This window comes from Pseudomonas sp. QD4 (assembly GCF_049199125.1).
Classification (GTDB): domain Bacteria; phylum Pseudomonadota; class Gammaproteobacteria; order Pseudomonadales; family Pseudomonadaceae; genus Aquipseudomonas.
In genome coordinates this window covers 1,063,045-1,080,658 of record NZ_JBLZOM010000002.1, presented here as the reverse complement: position 1 = coordinate 1,080,658, position 17,614 = coordinate 1,063,045, and the positions used below count along the sequence as shown (strand labels likewise).

Sequence of the window (17,614 nt, the reverse complement as noted above, 5' to 3'; positions counted from 1 at the left end):
AAAAAATATCCGTCGTTAACCATCGATGTGTCGCCGCGGCCTCAAGCGCGGGCCTGGACCGTGACCCAATAGCGGGTGAAGCGGCGCACTTTGACCGGCAGGCTGATTTCCAGCAGCTCGAGAATCCGTTCGCTGTCGTCCAGTGGATAACTGCCCGAGAGCAGCAGGTCGGCGACGCTGGGATCGCAATTGAGCTGGCCCCGTCGATAACGGCCCAGTTCATCGAGAAAATCCGCCAGGCGCATATGGGCCGCCACCAGCATCCCTTCGCTCCAGGCCCCGCTGTTGGCGTCCAGCGCCGTCGGGGTGTCCCAGGCCTGGGCGCTGAAGCTCAGTTGCCGCGCCGGCGGCACCAGCAGGGGGGCGCCGTTGAAGGCGGTCGGGCTCAGGCTGACCCGACCGCTGAACACCGCCAAGTGGCTGCGCTGTTTGAACTGGCGCAGGTTCAGGCGCGCGCCCTCGGCCTGCACCAGGCCTTCGGCGGTCTGCACCCGCAGCGGGCGGTTGTCGTCGGCGCTGCTGAGCATGATTTCGCCTTCGAGCAGGCGGATCAGCCGCTGCTGACCGTCGAAGTGCAGGTCCACCGCGCTGTTGGTATTGAGTTGCAGCAGGCTGCCATCGTCCAGGGTCAGCTTGCGCCGCTGGCCCAGCGGGCTGCGGTAGTCGGCCAGCAGCGGCGGCAGCGGGTTGTGCTCGCGCAGGCCCCAGGCCACGGCAGAACCGGCTCCAAGAATCAGTAGCAGCTTGAGAGCCTGGCGCCGGCTGGAGGACTTTGGCGCATTGAGCGCGGCATGGGCCAGGGGCGAACCCATGCCACGCAGCCGCTGGTTGACCCGCTGAATATGCTCCCAGGCCCGCTGATGTTCGCTGTGGGCATCGTGCCATTGCTGCCAGGCCTGCTGCTGGCGCGGACTGAGGGCACCGCTCTGGATTTCGATCAGCCAGTGCACGGCCTGCTCGGCGACCTGGGTCGAGAAGCCCGGCGCACCATTGAAAGGGTTGTTCATAAGGGGGAGGGCATTGAGTGATTCACAGGGCGAAATAGCAGCGCAGGGCGGCCTTGTTCAAGTGACGTTTGACTGTGGCGATGGAAATGCCCAGCGCCTGGGCAATTTCGCCGTAGCTCAGGCCGTCGACCTGGGCCAGCAGAAAGGCGCGCTTGACCGGACGTGGCAAGCCGTCGAGCAACTCGTCGAGTTCAACCAGGGTTTGCAGGATGATTGCCCGGTCTTCCTCGGAGGGCGCCACCAGCTCCGGCATCTGCGCCAGGGTTTCGTAGTAGGCGCGTTCCAGGTCCTGGCGCCGGTAGTGGTTGCACAGCACGCGCTTGGCGATAGTAGTGAGGAACGCCCGGGGTTCGTTGATCTGCGGCGTTTCACGGGCCGTCAGCACCCGCATGAAGGTGTCTTGTGCCAGGTCGGCGGCGTTGTGGGGGCAGCCAAGGCGGCGCCGCAACCAGCCGTTGAGCCAGTTGTGATGCGCGTGATAGAGCACTTCGAGGGTTGAGGCGTGGGCCAAGCGAACGCTCCGGCAGCATACAGATGCTTAAGAGAACAAGAATTGTTCGCATTGTAGGGGCGAGATATGGCATTCGGCAATCAGTGCGGACCGACGGCGAGGCATCGGTTTATCGGCACTTTTTGCGTATGAGAATATTTATCATTAATATTGCCGCTCTTTAAGCTTGCCCCGGAGCTGTGCGGTGCAGGTTTTTTAACGTTTCCAGGGCGGAACATGAAAAGCAAAGTTGGCGCGACTCCCGTTTCCTATCGCCTGGCCGTGGCCTCGCGAGTGCTGGCGGCGGTGCTCGGCGGTTACCTGCTGGCGGCGTTGGGCAGTGTCTGCCTGACCTTGCTGTTACCCATGCCCCGGATCGATGCGACGGTCAGCGGGATGACGGCCTCGTTTGTGTTCTACCTGCTGGCGGTGCTCTGGTGTTTCGCCTGTCGCAGCGCCTGGCGGGCCTGGGCCGGGGTCGCGGGCGCCTGCCTGGTGCTGGCGCTGATCGCCGGCCTGGCCTACTGGATGGCGCGCCCATGAAAGAGGGTTTTCGTCAGTCCATGGCCTGGCTGCACACCTGGAGCGGGTTGGTGTTTGGCTGGCTGCTGTTTGCGATTTTCTTCACCGGGACCCTGTCGTATTTCAAGGCGGAAATCAGCCACTGGATGCAACCGGAAGTCCTGGCCCGGGCAGTCAGCACCGACAGCAGCCTGGCCCTGGCCCAAGGCTACCTGCAGCAACATGCCAGTGGCGCCGGGCGCTGGTTCATCAACCTGCCGGATGCCCGTGAACCGGCGCTGTCGGTGATGTGGCAGGGCCCGGTCAAGCCCGGCGAGCGCGGCGCCTTCACGGAAAAACTCCTCGATCCGGCCACCGGCAGCGAAATCCAGGCCCGGGATACCCGAGGCGGCGAGTTTTTCTACCGCTTCCACTTCCAGCTGCAAATGCCCCACCCCTGGGGTCGCTGGCTGGCGACCAGCGCGGCGATGGTGATGTTCGTCGCCTTGATCAGCGGGATCATCACCCACAAGAAAATCTTCAAGGACTTCTTCACCTTCCGCCCGCGCAAGGGCCAGCGCTCATGGCTCGACGGGCATAACGCGGTGGGTGTCCTGGTGTTGCCGTTTCACCTGATGATCACCTACAGCAGCCTGGTGATCTTTATGACCATGGTCATGCCGGCCAGCATTCTCACGGCTTATAACGGTGACACCCGGGCGTTTTTCAATGAGGCGTTTCCAGGCACCAACAATGCGCCGGCCTCGGGCAAACCGGGGGTGCTGATGCCTATGGGGCCGATGGTGGAGCAGGCGCGGCAGCAGTGGTCGGGCGGGCACATTGGGCGGATCGCGGTGAACAATCCCGGGGATGAAAACGCGTCGGTGAATGTGTTCCGCCACAGTGCCGATCGGGTGGTGCACGACTTTGGCAGCGTGATCTCGTTCAACGGCGTGACCGGCGAACTGCTCAGGGTATCTCCCGAACAGTCTTTGCCGACGGCCATCGCCGGCAGTTTCTATGGGCTGCACATGGGGGTGTTTGCCGGGCCGGTGTTGCGCTGGCTGTACTTTATCTGCGGTCTGGCCGGTACGGCGATGATCGGCACCGGGCTGGTGATCTGGCTCGGCAAGCGCCAACTGAAGCACGCCAAGAGTGGAGTCATGCCGATTGAGCTGCGGCTGGTGGAGGTGCTGAATATCGCCAGCATGTCGGGCCTGGTGTTGGCGGTCGCGGCGTTTTTCTGGGCCAATCGCCTGTTGCCGGCAGGTTTTGCCGAACGGGCGGACTGGGAGGTCAATAGCTTCTTCATGGTCTGGGGCTTGAGCCTGGTGCATGCCGCCGTGCGCCGTGGGCGGCGGGCCTGGGTCGAGCAATTGGGCCTGGCCGCGCTGCTGTTTGCCGCGGTGCCGCTGCTCGACCTGTTGACCGCGCCCGCCGGCCTGGCTGGCAGTGACTGGATGCTCGCCGGGTTCGACCTGACCTGCCTGGGCAGCGGTGTATTCCTGGCCTGGGCCGCCTGGAAAATGCAGCGCTCGTCCCACTCCAAGCCCAGCCCAAAGCCGCGAGCCGAACGGCCACGGCCGCTGACGCTCAAGAACGAGGTGAACTGAATGCTGCTCGCCGTGCTGCTGTGCTACGCCGGGTTTGCCGCCTTGTGCCTGTCGATGGATCGTCATCACAGCGACCTGCTGGGGCGCAAGGCCTCGGCAGGGCGCCGCCAGGGTTTGAGGCTGGGCGGCTGGTCGCTGCTGGGGCTGTCGTTGTGGGCGGCGGTGGCCGCTGCCGGTTGGGGCCTGGGGTTGGTGCAGTGGTGCGCAGTGTTGATGCTCAGTGCCTTGCTGCTGGTGCTGCTGTTGCCCTATCGCCCGCGCCTGGCCTTGTGGCTGGCCGCCCTGGGCTTGCTGGCCAGCCCGCTCGCCGCTGTTGCGCAGCTTTAAGCGGACCGGCCGATGATCATCAGTCCCCCTCCGGAACACCCTGACCCCGACCGCCCGGAAGCCTCGGGCAGTCGTGCGCATTTTCTGCAGGTGTTTTTGTCCCAGCGCCCGCAGATGGAGGCCTTGGTCAGCCGTCGCGTAGGTTGCCGGGCGACGGCGGCCGACCTGGTGCAGGATTTGTTCCTGCGCTTCTGGCGCCGGCCGCTGGTGCAGGTCGAAGAGCTCAGCACCTACCTGCTGCGGTGCGCCGGCAACATTGCTATCGACCATTTGCGCAGCGAGGGGGCGCGGGTCCGGGTCAATGAAAGCTGGCTGCCGGAGCAGCAGGATCACTACAGCGCCGAGCCGCAAGCGGCGCTGGAGGCGGGCAATGATCTGCGCCATGTCGAGGCGGCGCTGCGCAGCCTGCCGGAGCGTACGCGGCAGATCTTTTTGCTCAACCGCATCCATGGCCGCAAGTACGCACAAATCGCCAAGGCCATGGGTTTGTCCCAAAGCGCCGTGGAAAAACATATGATGCGCGCCCTCGAAGCCTGCAAGGCCAGCCTGCGGGAACCCTCGACCACGCGAACGCCAGGGAAAGCACCGTGAACAGTATTGCTCGCGTCACCCCGACGCCGGCCCAGGAGCAGGCTGCCCTGGCCTGGTTCAGCCTGTTGCATGACCAGCCCAGCAGTGGCGATCAGGCCACATTCAGCCAATGGCTGCAGGCTGATCCGGCGCATATCGAAGCCTATGCCCAGGCCCAGGTGCTGTGGGAACTCAGCGAAGTGCCGGCGCGGACCCTGGCTCGGGAAGATGAATTTGCCCTGCAGGGTTACTTGCGGGAGATGGATCGGGCCCAGGGCCGTTCGCGGCGCCGTTGGGCTGCCGGGTTGGCGATGGCCGCTTGTTTGCTGCTGACGATCAGCATTGGGGGCGGCTGGCAGCCACAGCGCTGGGTCGACGATTTTGGTGCCGACTATGTCTCGGCCCCCGGGCAGGTGCGCACCGTGACCCTGGCCGATCAGTCCCAGGTGACCCTGGATGCCGACAGCGCGATTGCCGTGGACTTCACCCAGGGCGAGCGCCATGTGCAACTGCGCCGGGGGGCCGGTTTTTTCAGTGTGACCCACACCGGTCAGCCGTTTGTGGTCGAGGCCGACAGCGGCCGGGTGCAGGTGCTGGGCACCCAGTTCGAAGTGCGGCTGCAACCGGCTGGGGCCCAGGTGACCGTGCTCTCCGGACGCGTGGGCGTGACCCCGCAACCGGGCGCGAACCAGGAGGTGCTGGGCGCGGGCCAGCAGTTGGCGTATGCCGATGGCGTCAGCCAGGCGCTGCATGGTGTCGACAGTGAGGCGCACCTGGCCTGGCGCCAGGGTTGGCTGAACTTCTACAAGCAACCCCTGGCCGAGGTGATCAAGGACCTGGGGCGCTATTACCCGGGACGGATCCTGCTGCTCAACGATGAACTGGGCGCCCGCCGAGTCAGCGGCAACTTCCCCAGCCAGGACCCGCAGGCGGTGCTCGACTCCCTGCAAGGCGTGCTTGGCTTTCAACAGCACCAGTTGCTGGGCCGCGTGATTATCCTGCGTTGATGCCGGGTCGTTGGGTGTCAGGTAGATGAAGGGCGTTCATAGCCCAAACGCACCGGTTCGAAAATATTTTCATTTTTTTGCTGAGGTAAACCCGGGCGGCATTCGTGTAGTGCTTGAAAGTGCGAGTCATTCGCATCCGTAGCGGTTCTACACACAGGTCTCGAGCATGAAGTCCAGGGCACACATGGCGGCAAGCGGTTCGGTTAAAGGGTGGTTCGGCGCGTCGGCGCTGGCGGTTTCGGGCTTGGCCATGCTGCCGTTGAGCGTTGCCCTGGCGGCCGATGCCGGCAGCGCGCAACACAGTGCAGTGTTCAATTTCGCCATCGCCGCCAAGCCGCTGCCCCAGGCCCTGAGCGATTTCAGCCGGGTCACCGGGATCAGCGTGGTGTACACCGATGAGGCCCCCTATGGCATCCAGGCCCCGGCCGTCAGCGGTTCATTGAGCGCCGAGCAGGCCATGCAGCGCCTGCTGGGCAACTCCGGGCTGAGCTTCCGTCGCACCGACGCCCACACCCTGGCCCTGGAACCGCAGCCTACCGCCGGTGCGCTGAACCTGGGGGCGACCACCATCACCTCCGTGGTCGCGGCCGACAGCACCAGCTACCAGCCACCGGCTACCACCTCGATCGCCCGCTCCCAGGCCCTGAACCAGGAGATCCCGCAGATCATCAACGTGGTGCCGGCCCAGGCCATGCGCGACCAGGCGCCGCGCAACCTGGACGATGCCCTGACCAATATCAGCGGCATCACCCAGAGCAACACCCTGGGCGGCACCCTGGATGCGGTGATGATCCGCGGGTTTGGCGACAACCGTAACGGCTCGATCATGCGCGACAGCATGCCGGTGATGCAGGGGCGCGCCCTGAATGCCACCGCCGAGCGGGTCGAGGTGCTCAAGGGCCCGGCGTCCCTGCTCTACGGCATTCAGGACCCGGGCGGCGTGGTCAATATTGTCAGCAAAAAGCCCCAGCTCGAGCAGTACAACGCCGTGACCGTACGCGGCTCCAGCTATGGCTCGGGCAAGAACGGCAGCGGTGGCAGCCTCGACAGCACCGGCGCCCTGGGGGACTCCGGGCTGGCCTATCGGATGATTGTCGACCACGAGGATGAAGACTACTGGCGCAACTTCGGCACCCACCGCGAGACGCTGGTGGCGCCGTCCCTGGCCTGGTACGGCGAAGACACCAAAGTGCTGCTGGCCTACGAGCACCGCGAGTTCCTGACCCCGTTCGACCGTGGCACCGCGATAGACCCCAGGACCAACCACCCACTGGACATTCCGGCGACCCGCCGCCTCGACGAACCGTTCAACAACCTGGAAGGGCGCTCGGACCTGTATCGATTTGAGGTCGACCATGACCTCAACGACAACTGGAAGGCGCATTTCGGCTACAGCTGGAACCGCGAAACCTACGACGCCAGCCAGGTGCGCCTGACGGCCGTCAATAGCAACGGCACCCTGACCCGCACCATGGACGGCACCCAGGGCGCCCTGACCACCGACCGTTATGCCACCGCCACCCTGCAAGGCAAGACCGAGCTGGCCGGGATGCAGCACGACCTGGTGTTCGGCCTGGACGATGAGTACCGCAAGATTTACCGCGCCGACCTGATTCGCGGCACCGCGTCGACCTTCAACTACCTCAACCCGGTGTATGGCCAGCAAGTGGCGGGTACTGCCGTGCGCGCCGCCGACAGCGACCAGACCGATCTGCTGCGCACCGATTCGCTGTTCTTCCAGGACTCGATCCACCTCACCGACCAGTGGATTCTGGTGGGCGGTGCGCGCTTCCAGGAGTACGACCAGTACGCGGGGCGGGGCCGTCCGTTCCACGCCAACACCGACACCAACGGTCAGAAGTGGGTGCCGCGCGCCGGCCTGGTGTACCGCTACACCGACGCGCTGTCGTTCTATGGCAGCTACACCGAATCCTTCAAGCCCAACTCCAGCATTGCGCCTCTGGGCGGCGGCAATGTGGTGCTCGATGGCAGCATCGAGCCGGAGGAAGGCAAGTCCTGGGAGCTGGGGGCCAAGCTCGACCTGCCGGGGCGCATCACCGCCAGCGCGGCGCTGTTTGATATCACCAAGCGCAACGTGCTGGTGACCACCGCGACCGCCACCGACACCGTGACCAGCGTTGCTGGCGAAGTGAAGTCCCGCGGCCTGGAAATGGACCTGACCGGCCAGCTCACCGAGCAATGGAGCCTGATCGGCAGCTACGCCTACACCGACGCCGAAGTGACCAAGGACACCCAATACGAAGGCAAGCGTTTGCAGAACGTGGCCAAGAACACCGGTTCGCTGTCGGCGGTGTATGACTTCGGCAGCCTGATCGGCGGCGACCGCCTGCGGGTCGGCGCCGGTGCGCGCTATGTCGGCGAACGGGCCGGCGATGCGCCCAACAGCTTCGACCTGCCGGCCTACACCGTGGCCGACGCCTTCGCCACCTACGACACCAAGGTCGAAGGGCAGAAGGTCAAGTTCCAGCTCAACGTGAAGAACCTGTTCGACAAGACCTACTACACCTCGTCGGCGAGCCGCTTCTTTGTCTCCATGGGCGATTCGCGTCAAGTGTCGCTGTCCAGCACCCTGGAGTTCTGATGAAGGCCTGGAACCTGTTGAGCCTGGCCCTGGTCCTCAACGCGGGCGCCTGGGCGGCGCCCGCTAGCGACGATCGGGGTTATCACCGGGAGCATCGGGTCACGCTGCCCGGGTCCGGCTCCAGCTGGGGTTTTATCGCCCTGGACCCAAGCCGGCCGTACCTGTACCTGGCGCGGCGGGAAAACGGCCTGAGCGTGTTCGATGTGGACCAGCAACGGCCAGTGAAGACCCTTGAGCAGTCTGCAGGCGCCAATGGCGTGGTGCTGGTGCCGGAGCTGGATCGCCTGTTGCTGCTCAACACCGATGGCAGCCTGGGGGTGGCGCAGTTATCCACCCTCAAGCCGCTGAAGCGTATCGCGGTGGCCCGCAGCAACCTCAACAGCGCGGTGTACGACCCCGGCACCGGGCAGGTGATCATCGTCAGCGGCCGGCGCGCCGACCGCTCGACCCTGTACGTGTTCGACCCCCGGCAGGAGCGCATCGTCGCCGCCCATGAATTCGCGGTGAAGAAGATCGACCCGTTGCTGCTCAAGGGCGATGGCAGCTTCTTCATGCCGATGCGTGATGAAGGCCAGGTGGCGCGCTTGTCGACCAGCAGCTTCGCGGTGCTGGACACCTGGCGCTACCCGCAATGCAGCCGGCCCAGTTCCCTGGCCCAGGACGCCGAGCGCGGCCGGTTGTTTATCGCCTGCCGCGGTGAGCAGCCGCAGTTGCTGGTGGTGGACCGCGACAGCGGTACGCTCAAGGCCAGCCTGCCAATTGGGCGTGACGTCAACGCGCTGGCGTATGACCCGCAGCAGCGCCTGTTGCTGATCCCCAGCGGAGTGGACGCCAGCCTGACCCTGGTGGACCAGCTGGACGCCGATCACTACCGCCTGCGCAGCAGCGTCAGCACCACGCCGATGGCCTACAACATGGCGTTCGATCCGGGCAGCAAACGGGTGTACCTGGCGGCGATGGACTTTACCCAGCCGCTGGATCAAACGTCACCGGCGAAGGCGGATCCGCTGTTTCATGCCAATACCTTCAGCGTGCTGACCCTGGCGCCCTGAGGCCGGTCTGCGGCGTGCTCAGTTGGCTCAGCGGGCGAGGGCCTGGCGATACTCTCCGGGCGTGCCGCCCAGGGTCTGGCGAAAGCGGTTGGTGAAATGGCTGGCGCTGGAGAAGCCGCAGGCCAGGGCAATTTCGCCCAGGGCCAGGGAGGTACTGCGCAGCAAATGCCGGGCCTGGGCCAGGCGCCGGGCCAGCACATACTGGTGCGGCGGCAGGCCGAAGCTTGCGCGGAACATCCGCGCAAAATGGTATTCCGACAACGCGCACAACCCGGCCAACTGCCCGAGGCTGATGGGTTCGCCCAACTGGCTGTCGATGTACTCCACCAGATGCCGGCGCTGGTGCGCGGCCAGCCCGCCCTTCAAGCGCAGGCCCTGGCGCAGGCCGACCTGGTTGAGCAGCGCGTGGCTGAGCATTTCGTGGGCCACGCTGCTGGTCAGCAGGCGTTCGGCGGGTTCGTCCCAGTTGAGCTGGATCAGGCGGCGAAAGCGCCGGGCCTGAAGCGGGTCATCGAGGAAGGTGCTTTCGCGCAGTTGCAGCTCGCGGGGTTCGCGGTCGAGCAGGGTGACGCAGCCCAGGGCGAATTGTTCGGGGCTGAAATACAGGTGCGCCAGGCGGATTTCACCGTTGATCACCCAGGCTGATTGATGTTCGGCGGGGAGGATGCACAGTTTGTCCGGCCCGCCCGTGGTGCCCGGTTGCTCGCGGCGAAAGGTCCCGGTGCCGCCGGCGATGTAGCACGACAGGGTGTGGTGGCTGGGGGCCTCGTAGTCCTGGGCGTCGTGGTGGTTGCTCCACAAGGCTGCAGCCAGGCCGTCACCGAGCTCGGCGCTGTGCTCGAGGCGAGCATTGGGCGAGCGGTTGAGGGCTTGGAAGACTTGCAGGGTTTCCAGTGCGGGCATGGTCTGTACGTCGTTGAAAAATGAGTGCGCCACGATCCTGTAGCCGCTGCCGTTGGCTGCGCACGGCCCGGGGGGAGGGCGATGACGCGGCCTTCAAGGCTTTGCATCCTACTCCGTAGACAGGGCGCTGCCAGCTGCCGATCCGACAAAAGCGCAAGTTTATGCAAGCGTGCGCGGTGCATGGGGCCTGACACTGCAAGCCGAACTCAGGAGTAGCGCCATGAACCTTGCCTTGTATTTGCTCACCGTCCTGATCTGGGGCACCACCTGGATCGCCTTGAAACTGCAACTGGGCGTGGTGGCGATTCCGGTCTCGATCGTCTACCGCTTCGGCCTGGCGGCGCTGATCCTGTTCGTATTGCTGCTGCTCAGCCGCAAACTGCAGGTGATGAACCGGCGCGGGCACCTGATCTGCCTGGCCCAGGGCTTGTGCCTGTTCTGCATCAACTTCATGTGCTTTTTGCACGCCAGCCAGTGGATCCCCAGCGGTCTGGTGGCGGTGGTGTTTTCCACGGCAACCCTGTGGAACGCGCTGAATGCCCGGGTGTTCTTCGGCCAACGGGTGGCGCGTAACGTGCTGCTGGGTGGCGGCCTCGGCCTGTTGGGTCTGGGGCTGTTGTTCTGGCCGGAGCTGGTGGGCCACAGCGCCAGCCCGCAAACCCTGCTGGGCCTTGGGTTGGCCTTGCTCGGCACCCTGTGTTTCTCGGCGGGCAACCTGCTGTCCAGCCTGCAACAGAAGGCCGGGCTCAAGCCGCTGACCACCAACGCCTGGGGCATGGCCTACGGCGCGGTGATGCTGGGAGTGTATTGCCTGGTCCAGGGCGTGCCGTTCGCCATGGAATGGAACACGCGCTATATCGGCTCGCTGCTGTACCTGGTGATCCCGGGCTCGGTGATCGGTTTTACCGCCTACCTGACCCTGGTCGGGCGTATGGGCCCGGAACGCGCGGCCTACTGCACCGTGCTGTTTCCGGTGGTGGCGCTGAATGTGTCGGCCTACGCCGAAGGCTATCAGTGGACCGCTCCGGCACTGGCCGGGCTGGTCCTGGTGATGCTGGGCAACGTGCTGGTGTTTCGCAAACCGAAACCGGCCTTGGCCGTCACCCCTGGGAATCTGCGCCCTGCTGCCTGAGCGCAACCTGCAGCCGGTGCTGGGAGGTAGGCCAGGTCGCTGATCATGGGGGCAGGGCTTGCAGAACCGCCGGGTTCCAGGGGCATGGCGCCCCTGGACGTGCCCCTCAGCCCTTCCAGGTCTGCGGGTTGACCAGATCCTGCGGGCGCTCACCGAGCAAGGCGCTGCGCAGGTTATCCACCGCGCGATTGGCCATGGCCTCACGGGTTTCGTGGGTCGCGGAGCCAACGTGGGGCAGGGTTACGGCGTTTTTCAGTTGGAACAACGGCGATTCGGCCAGCGGCTCCTTCTCGTAGACGTCGAGCCCGGCACCGCGAATCTGACCTTTCTGCAGGGCCTCGATCAGCGCCGGCTCATCCACCACCGGGCCGCGGGAGATATTCACCAGGATCGCGCTCGGCTTCATCAGCGCCAGTTCACGCTGGCTGATCAGGTGTTTGGTCTTGTCGCTGAGGGGCACCACCAGGCACACGAAATCGGCTTCGGCCAGCAGTTGATCCAGGCTGCGGAACTGCGCCCCGAGTTCCTGTTCCAGCTGGGGTTTGCGGCTGTTGCCGCTGTACAGGACCGGCATGTTGAAGCCCAGGCGGCCGCGACGCGCCACGGCGGCGCCGATGTTGCCCATGCCGACGATGCCCAGGGTCTTGCCGTGCACGTCGCTGCCAAACAGCGAAGCGCCAACGCTGGCCTGCCACTGGCCGGCCTTGGTCCAGGCGTCCAGCTCGGCCACCCGGCGTGCGCTGCTCATCAGCAGGGCGAACGCCAGGTCGGCGGTGCTTTCGGTGAGCACGTCCGGGGTGTTGGTGAGCATGATCCCGCGTTCATTGAAGTAGCCCAGATCGTAGTTGTCGTAACCCACCGAGACGCTGGACACCACTTGCAGTTTGGCGGCGTTTTCCAGCTGGGCGCGGCCCAGTTTGCGGCCGACGCCAATCAGGCCGTGGGCCTGGGGCAGGGCTTCGTTGAACTGCGCGCTGATATCACCCTGCTTGGGGTCGGGCACGATCACGTCGAACTCCTGGCGCAGGCGTTCGATCATCTCGGGAGTGATGCGGCTGAAGGCAAGTACGGTCTTTTTCATCGCGGGAAAGCTCGACAGGCGGGAGAGAATGCCAAGCAAGCTAACATTCTCGACAGCTTTTTTGTAGCCGCTGGCCATTGGGAGCGCCTGGGGGCATCAGGGGTGTTTGCCCTGATGCTGATGGCCAGCGCAGCCTGGCGGCAGCGGTTACAGCGGTTGAGCAGGCTCAGTTGGTCAGGCGTGCACCGGCCAGGCTGCCGCTGAGTTCGTAGGCGGCGAGTTCGGCCTGGTGCGCGGCGAGGATCTCCGGCAGGGAGCCGCGCAGGTACTCGACCCAGGTCTTGATCTTGGCGTCCAGGTACTGGCGCGAAGGGTAGATGGCGTACAGGTTCAGCTCCTGGGAGCGGTACTGCGGCATGACCCGCACCAGGGTGCCGTTGCGCAGTCCTTCGATGGCGGCGTACACCGGCAGCACGCCGACGCCCATGCCGCTGGTGATTGCGGTTTTCATCGCGTCGGCGGAGTTCACCAGGAACGGCGAGCCATTGATGGTCACCATTTCCTGGCCTTCCGGGCCGTCGAAGGTCCACTTTTCCAAGGGGATAACCGGGCTCACCAGGCGCAGGCAGGCGTGGTTCAGCAGGTCGATGGGCTTGTTCGGGCAGCCGTTGGCTTTTACATAGGCCGGCGAGGCACAGACGATGCTGTAGGTGATCCCCAGGCGCTGGGAGACAAACCCCGAGTCCGGCAGCTCGCTGGCGAGCACGATGGACACGTCGTAGCCCTCGTCCAGCAGGTCCGGCACGCGGTTGGCCATGGTCAGGTCGAAGGTCACGTCGGGGTGGGTCTTGCGATAGCGGGCGATGGCGTCGATCACGAAGTGCTGGCCGATACCGGTCATGGTGTGCACTTTCAATTGCCCGGCGGGGCGGGCATGGGCGTCGCTGGCCTCGGCCTCGGCTTCTTCGACGTAGGCCAGGATCTGCTCGCAGCGCAGCAGGTAGCGTTTGCCGGCCTCGGTCAGGGCGATGCGTCGAGTCGTACGGTTAAGCAAGCGGGTTTGCAGGTGGGCCTCAAGGTTGGAGACCGCGCGCGAGACATTGGCTGTGGTGGTGTCCAGTTGCACGGCGGCGGCGGTGAAACTGCCGGCCTCGGCGACACAGCTGAAGGCGCGCATGTTTTGCAAAGTGTCCATGGGGTGCTCTCAAGGGAGATGGCAAATTGTGACACGAAGTTTCAGTGTTTACAGGGGCTTGGGGATACGACCAATGGATTATCGCGTTTACGGTAACAAAGATTCACAGGAAACCCACCTTATCGCAATCGAGGCTGCCCCCTAGAATTGCCGCGATCTGCAGGAGCCTGTCGTGCAATGCGTTGTCCCAGACGCATCGTGTCGCCCACCAGACGGCCCCTGCCAGAGAGTTGCCCCTCCCCCGATCTCAGGAATTCGCAGCAGTGCCGCCTCGCATCAGCAGAGAGTTGAAGACTCTCAGTGTTTGGGCTTTATCGTTAGCAATCAGCGGCTGCATCGGAACCGGAGGCATAGCGCCCCAAGGCACGCTACTTCCCGCCAATACCCTGGCCAGCGACGAGGCGATTCAGAGCGCCGCTCAGGACGCCCACTGGCCCAGTGCCCAGTGGTGGCAGGCCTATGGCGACCCGCAGCTGGACCAATGGGTCGACCGCGCCCTGCAAGGCAGCCCGAGCATGGCCATGGCCGCCGCCCGGGTGCGCCAGGCACGGGCCCTGGCCGGTGTCGCCGAATCTGCCGAATCGCTGCAGATCAAGGGCGATGCCAGCCTCAAGCGCCACAATTGGCCCACTGATCAGTTCTACGGTCCCGGTGACCTGGCCAACAGCACCACCTGGGACAACAACGCGGCCCTGGGCCTGAGCTATGCCCTGGACCTCTGGGGGCGCGAAAGCAACGCCAGCGAACGCGCCGTGGACCTGGCCCACATGAGCGCCGCCGAGGCGCGCCTGGCCCAGCTGGAGCTGTCGAACAATGTGGTACGGGCCTACATCCAGCTGTCGCTGCACTATGCCCGGCGCGACATCGTGCAGGCGACCCTGAAGCAGCAACAGCAGATTCTCGAGCTGGCGCAAAAGCGCCTGGACGCGGGCATCGGCACTCACTTCGAAGTCAGCCAGGCCCAAACCCCGCTGCCGGAAACCCATCGCCAGATCGACGCCCTGGATGAAGAAATCGCCCTGACCCGCAACCAACTGGCGGCCCTGGCCGGCAAAGGCCCGGGGGCCGGCGCGCAACTGCAACGGCCAACCTTGGCCCTGGGCGCCGCACTGCGCCTGCCTTCGGCCTTGCCCGCGCAGTTGCTCGGCCAGCGCCCGGATGTGGTCGCCAGCCGCTGGCAAGTGGCGGCCCAGGCCCGTGGCATCGATGTGGCCCACGCCGGCTTCTACCCCAACGTCGACCTGGTGGGCAGCCTCGGCTACATGGCCACCGGCGGCGGTGCGTTGGAGTTCCTCACTGGCAAGAAACTCACCTACAACGTCGGCCCGGCCATCAGCCTGCCGATCTTCGACGGCGGGCGCCTGCGTGCCGAATTGGGTGAAGCCTCGGCCGGCTACGACATCGCCGTCGCGCACTACAACCAGACCCTGGTCAATGCGCTGAAAAGCATCTCCGACCAGTTGATCCGCCGCGAGTCCATGGACAAGCAGCAAGGCTTTGCCGCCGAGTCGGTGGCGTCGGCGCAGAAAACCTATGACATCGCGATGATCGCCTACCAGCGCGGCCTCACCGACTACCTCAATGTGCTGAACGCCCAGAGCCTGTTGTTCCAGCAGCAACAGATCCAGCAGCAGGTGCAGGCGGCGCGGCTCACGGCCCATGCCGAGCTGGTGACGGCCCTGGGCGGCGGCCTGGAGGCGGGGCGCGATGTGCCAGCGGACGTCAAGATCCAACCGAGCAAGACCCCGGCGGCCCTGGCCGTCTTTGACCACTGATCGCTGACGACTGAGAAGGACCCGATGACTCCCTTGCCTGCACCTTTGCGCTGGCTGCACTCCCTTGAATGGCGCCGGGGTTTCTTTGACTGGGCGCGCAGCGACGGCGTGACCTGGGTCTACATCTTCAAGGTGCTGACCGCCGCGTTCCTCACCTTGTGGCTGGCCATGCGCCTGGAGCTGCCGCAGCCGCGTACCGCGATGATCACCGTGTTTATCGTGATGCAGCCCCAGAGCGGCCAGGTGTTCGCCAAGAGTTTCTACCGCTTCCTGGGGACCCTGACCGGGTCGGCGGTGATGGTCGCGCTGATTGCCCTGTTCGCCCAGAACACCGAGCTGTTCCTCGGCTGCCTGGCGATCTGGGTCGGCATCTGTTCGGCCGGCGCGGCGCGTTATCGCAACTTTCGCGCCTACGGTTTCGTGCTGGCCGGCTACACCGCCGCCATGGTCGGCTTGCCGGCCCTGGCCCATCCGGACGGGGCCTTTATGGCGGCCGTGTGGCGGGTGCTGGAGATCTCCCTGGGGATTCTCTGCTCGACCCTGGTCAGTGCCGCGATCCTGCCGCAGACCGCCAGCGCCGCGATGCGCAATGCCCTGTACCAGCGCTTCGGGGTGTTTGCCCTGTTTGTCACCGATGGCCTGCGGGGACGCAGCCAGCGCGAGGCGTTCGAGAGCGGCAACGTGCGCTTTATCGCCGAGGCGGTGGGCCTGGAGGGCCTGCGCAGCGTCACGGTGTTTGAAGACCCGCACATGCGCCGGCGCAACGGCCGCCTGAGTCGCCTGAACAGCGAGTTCATGAGCATCACCACCCGCTTCAACGCCCTGCACCAATTGCTCGAGCGCCTGCGTGGCAGCGGTGCCGACCCTGTGGTGGGCGCGATCAAGCCCGGGTTGCAGGACCTGGCCGAACTGCTGGACGGCTTCTCCGGCCGGGCCCTGACCAGCCCCGACGCGGCGCGCCTGGCCACGGCCCTGGCGGCCTACAAGGCCGAGCTGCCGGCCCGGGTACGCAGCCTGCGGGCGCAGTTCCAGGAGCTGCAGCCCAGTGACGCCGAGCAGCTGGATTTCCACACCGCCTACGAACTGCTGTACCGCTTTGTCGACGACCTGCACGGCTACGCCCAGACCCACGCCTCGCTGGCCGACCACAGCCACGAACGCGAGCGCTGGGACGAACCCTTCACCCCGCAGACCAACTGGCTGGCCTCCGCCGCCTCGGGGATCCGCGCGGCCTTCGTGCTGGTGGTACTGGGCAGTTACTGGGTGGCCACGGCCTGGCCCAGCGGCGCAACGATGACCCTGATCGCCGCCGCCACCATCGGCCTGTCGGCGGCCACGCCGAACCCCAAACGCATGGCGTTCCAGATGGCGTGCGGGACCTTTATCGGGGCGATCATCGGCTTTGTCGAAATGTTCTTCGTGTTCCCCTGGATCGACGGCTTCCCGCTGTTGTGCGTGATGCTGGCGCCGGTGATCGTGCTGGGCTCGTTCCTCACCTCGCGTCCGCAATACGCCGGGGTCGGCCTGGGGCTGCTGATTTTCTTCAGCACCGGCTCGGTGCCGGACAACCTCACGGTCTACAACCCCTACAGCTTTATCAACGACTACATCGCCATGGTCATGGGCATGCTGGTGTGCGCGGCGGCCGGGGCGATCATCCTGCCGCCCAACAGCCGCTGGCTGTGGCGCCGACTCGAACAAGACCTGCGCGGCCAGGTGGTGTACGCCATCAGCGGCAAGCTCAAGGGTCTGGCCTCCAGCTTCGAGAGCCGAACCCGCGACCTGCTGCACCAGGCCTATGGCCTGGCGGTAGGGCAGCCCCAGGTGCAGCGCGAGCTACTGCGCTGGATGTTCGTGGTGCTGGAAGTCGGCCACGCGATCATCGAATTGCGCAAAGAGCAGGCGATCCTGCCGGTGCACCCGGCCTATGCCCAATCCCAGCCGTGGCGCCAGGCGATCCGGGTCATGGGCCGCTCGCTGGTGCGACTGTTCCTGCAACCGAGCCAGAGCAACCTGGAGCGCGGCCTGATCGCGGTCGACCACGCCATCAGCCGGGTCCAGGCCACCGACGAGCCCTTTGCCCCGCACTTCGACACCTCGGCCCTGCGCCGGGTGAAAAGCTACCTGCACTTTATCCGCAGCTCATTGCTCGACCCCCAGTCGCCGCTGGCGGCCTATGCCACGCCGCGCCCCGTTGCTGTCCAAGGACCCGAACATGCCTCGTGAAATCGCCTTCCACGGCGTTTACATGCCGACCATGACCCTGATGTTTTTTGTCGCCGCGGCCCTGGCCTGGGCCCTGGACCGGTTTATCGCCGGCTACGACCTGTACCGCTTTTTCTGGCACCCGGCGCTGCTGCGCCTGAGCCTGTTCACCTGTCTGTTCGGCGCCATGGCGCTCACTGTTTACCGTTGAGAG

General features: G+C 65.3%; 16 protein-coding genes. 11 read left to right on the top strand and 5 right to left on the bottom strand.

The window, feature by feature from the left end; translation table 11 throughout:
* Positions 1–41 precede the first annotated feature (41 nt).
* Together ACOZJV_RS15910 and ACOZJV_RS15905 are read right to left on the bottom strand one after the other, a co-directional pair.
* A complete protein-coding gene (locus ACOZJV_RS15910) occupies positions 42–1,007 on the bottom strand; it encodes a FecR domain-containing protein (protein ID WP_421548020.1) in 966 nt (321 codons plus the stop codon).
* 22 nt (positions 1,008–1,029) lie between these two features.
* Positions 1,030–1,518: a sigma-70 family RNA polymerase sigma factor gene (locus ACOZJV_RS15905; protein ID WP_201129526.1), complete on the bottom strand. Its 489-nt coding sequence runs from the start codon at positions 1,516–1,518 to the stop codon at positions 1,030–1,032.
* 216 nt (positions 1,519–1,734) lie between these two features.
* Here ACOZJV_RS15905 and ACOZJV_RS15900 point away from each other — a divergent pair, with 216 nt between their 5' ends.
* The 7 genes from ACOZJV_RS15900 to ACOZJV_RS15870 all read left to right on the top strand — a co-directional run bounded on the left by ACOZJV_RS15900 (position 1,735) and on the right by ACOZJV_RS15870 (position 9,169).
* On the top strand, positions 1,735–2,040 hold the full coding sequence (locus ACOZJV_RS15900) for a DUF3649 domain-containing protein (protein WP_078469890.1): 306 nt from the start codon (positions 1,735–1,737) through the stop codon (positions 2,038–2,040).
* Positions 2,037–3,611: a PepSY-associated TM helix domain-containing protein gene (locus ACOZJV_RS15895; RefSeq protein WP_421548019.1), complete on the top strand. Its 1,575-nt coding sequence runs from the start codon at positions 2,037–2,039 to the stop codon at positions 3,609–3,611. Before ACOZJV_RS15900 ends, ACOZJV_RS15895 begins: the two co-directional genes overlap by 4 nt.
* Entirely contained in the window at positions 3,612–3,938 is a 327-nt protein-coding gene (locus tag ACOZJV_RS15890) for a DUF3325 domain-containing protein (protein ID WP_078469892.1), read from the top strand.
* A 12-nt stretch (positions 3,939–3,950) separates the two neighbouring features.
* Entirely contained in the window at positions 3,951–4,529 is a 579-nt protein-coding gene (locus ACOZJV_RS15885) for an RNA polymerase sigma factor (RefSeq protein WP_078469893.1), read from the top strand.
* Positions 4,526–5,515 carry a FecR family protein gene (locus ACOZJV_RS15880; protein ID WP_421548018.1) on the top strand — a complete coding sequence of 330 codons (990 nt, stop codon included), beginning with the start codon at positions 4,526–4,528 and terminating at the stop codon, positions 5,513–5,515. The genes ACOZJV_RS15885 and ACOZJV_RS15880 overlap by 4 nt, the downstream gene beginning before the upstream one ends.
* A 166-nt stretch (positions 5,516–5,681) precedes the next feature.
* Positions 5,682–8,117, top strand: coding sequence for a TonB-dependent siderophore receptor (locus ACOZJV_RS15875; protein ID WP_421548017.1), 2,436 nt, complete (start codon positions 5,682–5,684; stop codon positions 8,115–8,117).
* Entirely contained in the window at positions 8,117–9,169 is a 1,053-nt protein-coding gene (locus ACOZJV_RS15870; protein WP_421548016.1) for a YncE family protein, read from the top strand. The genes ACOZJV_RS15875 and ACOZJV_RS15870 overlap by 1 nt, the downstream gene beginning before the upstream one ends.
* A 27-nt stretch (positions 9,170–9,196) precedes the next feature.
* Here ACOZJV_RS15870 and ACOZJV_RS15865 read toward each other — a convergent pair whose 3' ends face one another.
* A complete protein-coding gene (locus ACOZJV_RS15865) occupies positions 9,197–10,072 on the bottom strand; it encodes an AraC family transcriptional regulator (RefSeq protein WP_201129536.1) in 876 nt (291 codons plus the stop codon).
* A 220-nt stretch (positions 10,073–10,292) separates the two neighbouring features.
* Here ACOZJV_RS15865 and ACOZJV_RS15860 point away from each other — a divergent pair, with 220 nt between their 5' ends.
* The gene (locus tag ACOZJV_RS15860; protein WP_201129538.1) at positions 10,293–11,204 is read left to right on the top strand and encodes a DMT family transporter; all 912 of its coding nucleotides are present in this window, start codon (positions 10,293–10,295) and stop codon (positions 11,202–11,204) included.
* A gap of 106 nt (positions 11,205–11,310) precedes the next feature.
* Here ACOZJV_RS15860 and ACOZJV_RS15855 read toward each other — a convergent pair whose 3' ends face one another.
* Both ACOZJV_RS15855 and ACOZJV_RS15850 read right to left on the bottom strand, forming a co-directional pair.
* Positions 11,311–12,285 (bottom strand): 2-hydroxyacid dehydrogenase, encoded by a 975-nt coding sequence (locus ACOZJV_RS15855; protein ID WP_201129540.1) that lies wholly within the window; start codon positions 12,283–12,285, stop codon positions 11,311–11,313.
* Positions 12,286–12,451: 166 nt separating this feature from the next.
* Positions 12,452–13,420, bottom strand: a complete 969-nt coding sequence (locus ACOZJV_RS15850; protein WP_020298381.1) for a LysR family transcriptional regulator — start codon at positions 13,418–13,420, stop codon at positions 12,452–12,454.
* Between the two features lie 263 nt (positions 13,421–13,683).
* On the opposite strand from ACOZJV_RS15850, the gene ACOZJV_RS15845 reads away from it, so the two are divergent.
* From ACOZJV_RS15845 to ACOZJV_RS15835, 3 genes are read left to right on the top strand one after another with little or no spacing between them, the layout of a single operon-like run.
* Complete coding sequence (locus ACOZJV_RS15845) at positions 13,684–15,195, top strand: efflux transporter outer membrane subunit (RefSeq protein ID WP_421548015.1); 1,512 nt, start codon at positions 13,684–13,686, stop codon at positions 15,193–15,195.
* Positions 15,196–15,219: 24 nt separating this feature from the next.
* Positions 15,220–17,421 (top strand): FUSC family protein, encoded by a 2,202-nt coding sequence (locus ACOZJV_RS15840; RefSeq protein WP_421548014.1) that lies wholly within the window; start codon positions 15,220–15,222, stop codon positions 17,419–17,421.
* Entirely contained in the window at positions 17,411–17,611 is a 201-nt protein-coding gene (locus tag ACOZJV_RS15835; protein ID WP_078469901.1) for a DUF1656 domain-containing protein, read from the top strand. The genes ACOZJV_RS15840 and ACOZJV_RS15835 overlap by 11 nt, the downstream gene beginning before the upstream one ends.
* Positions 17,612–17,614: the final 3 nt, after the last annotated feature.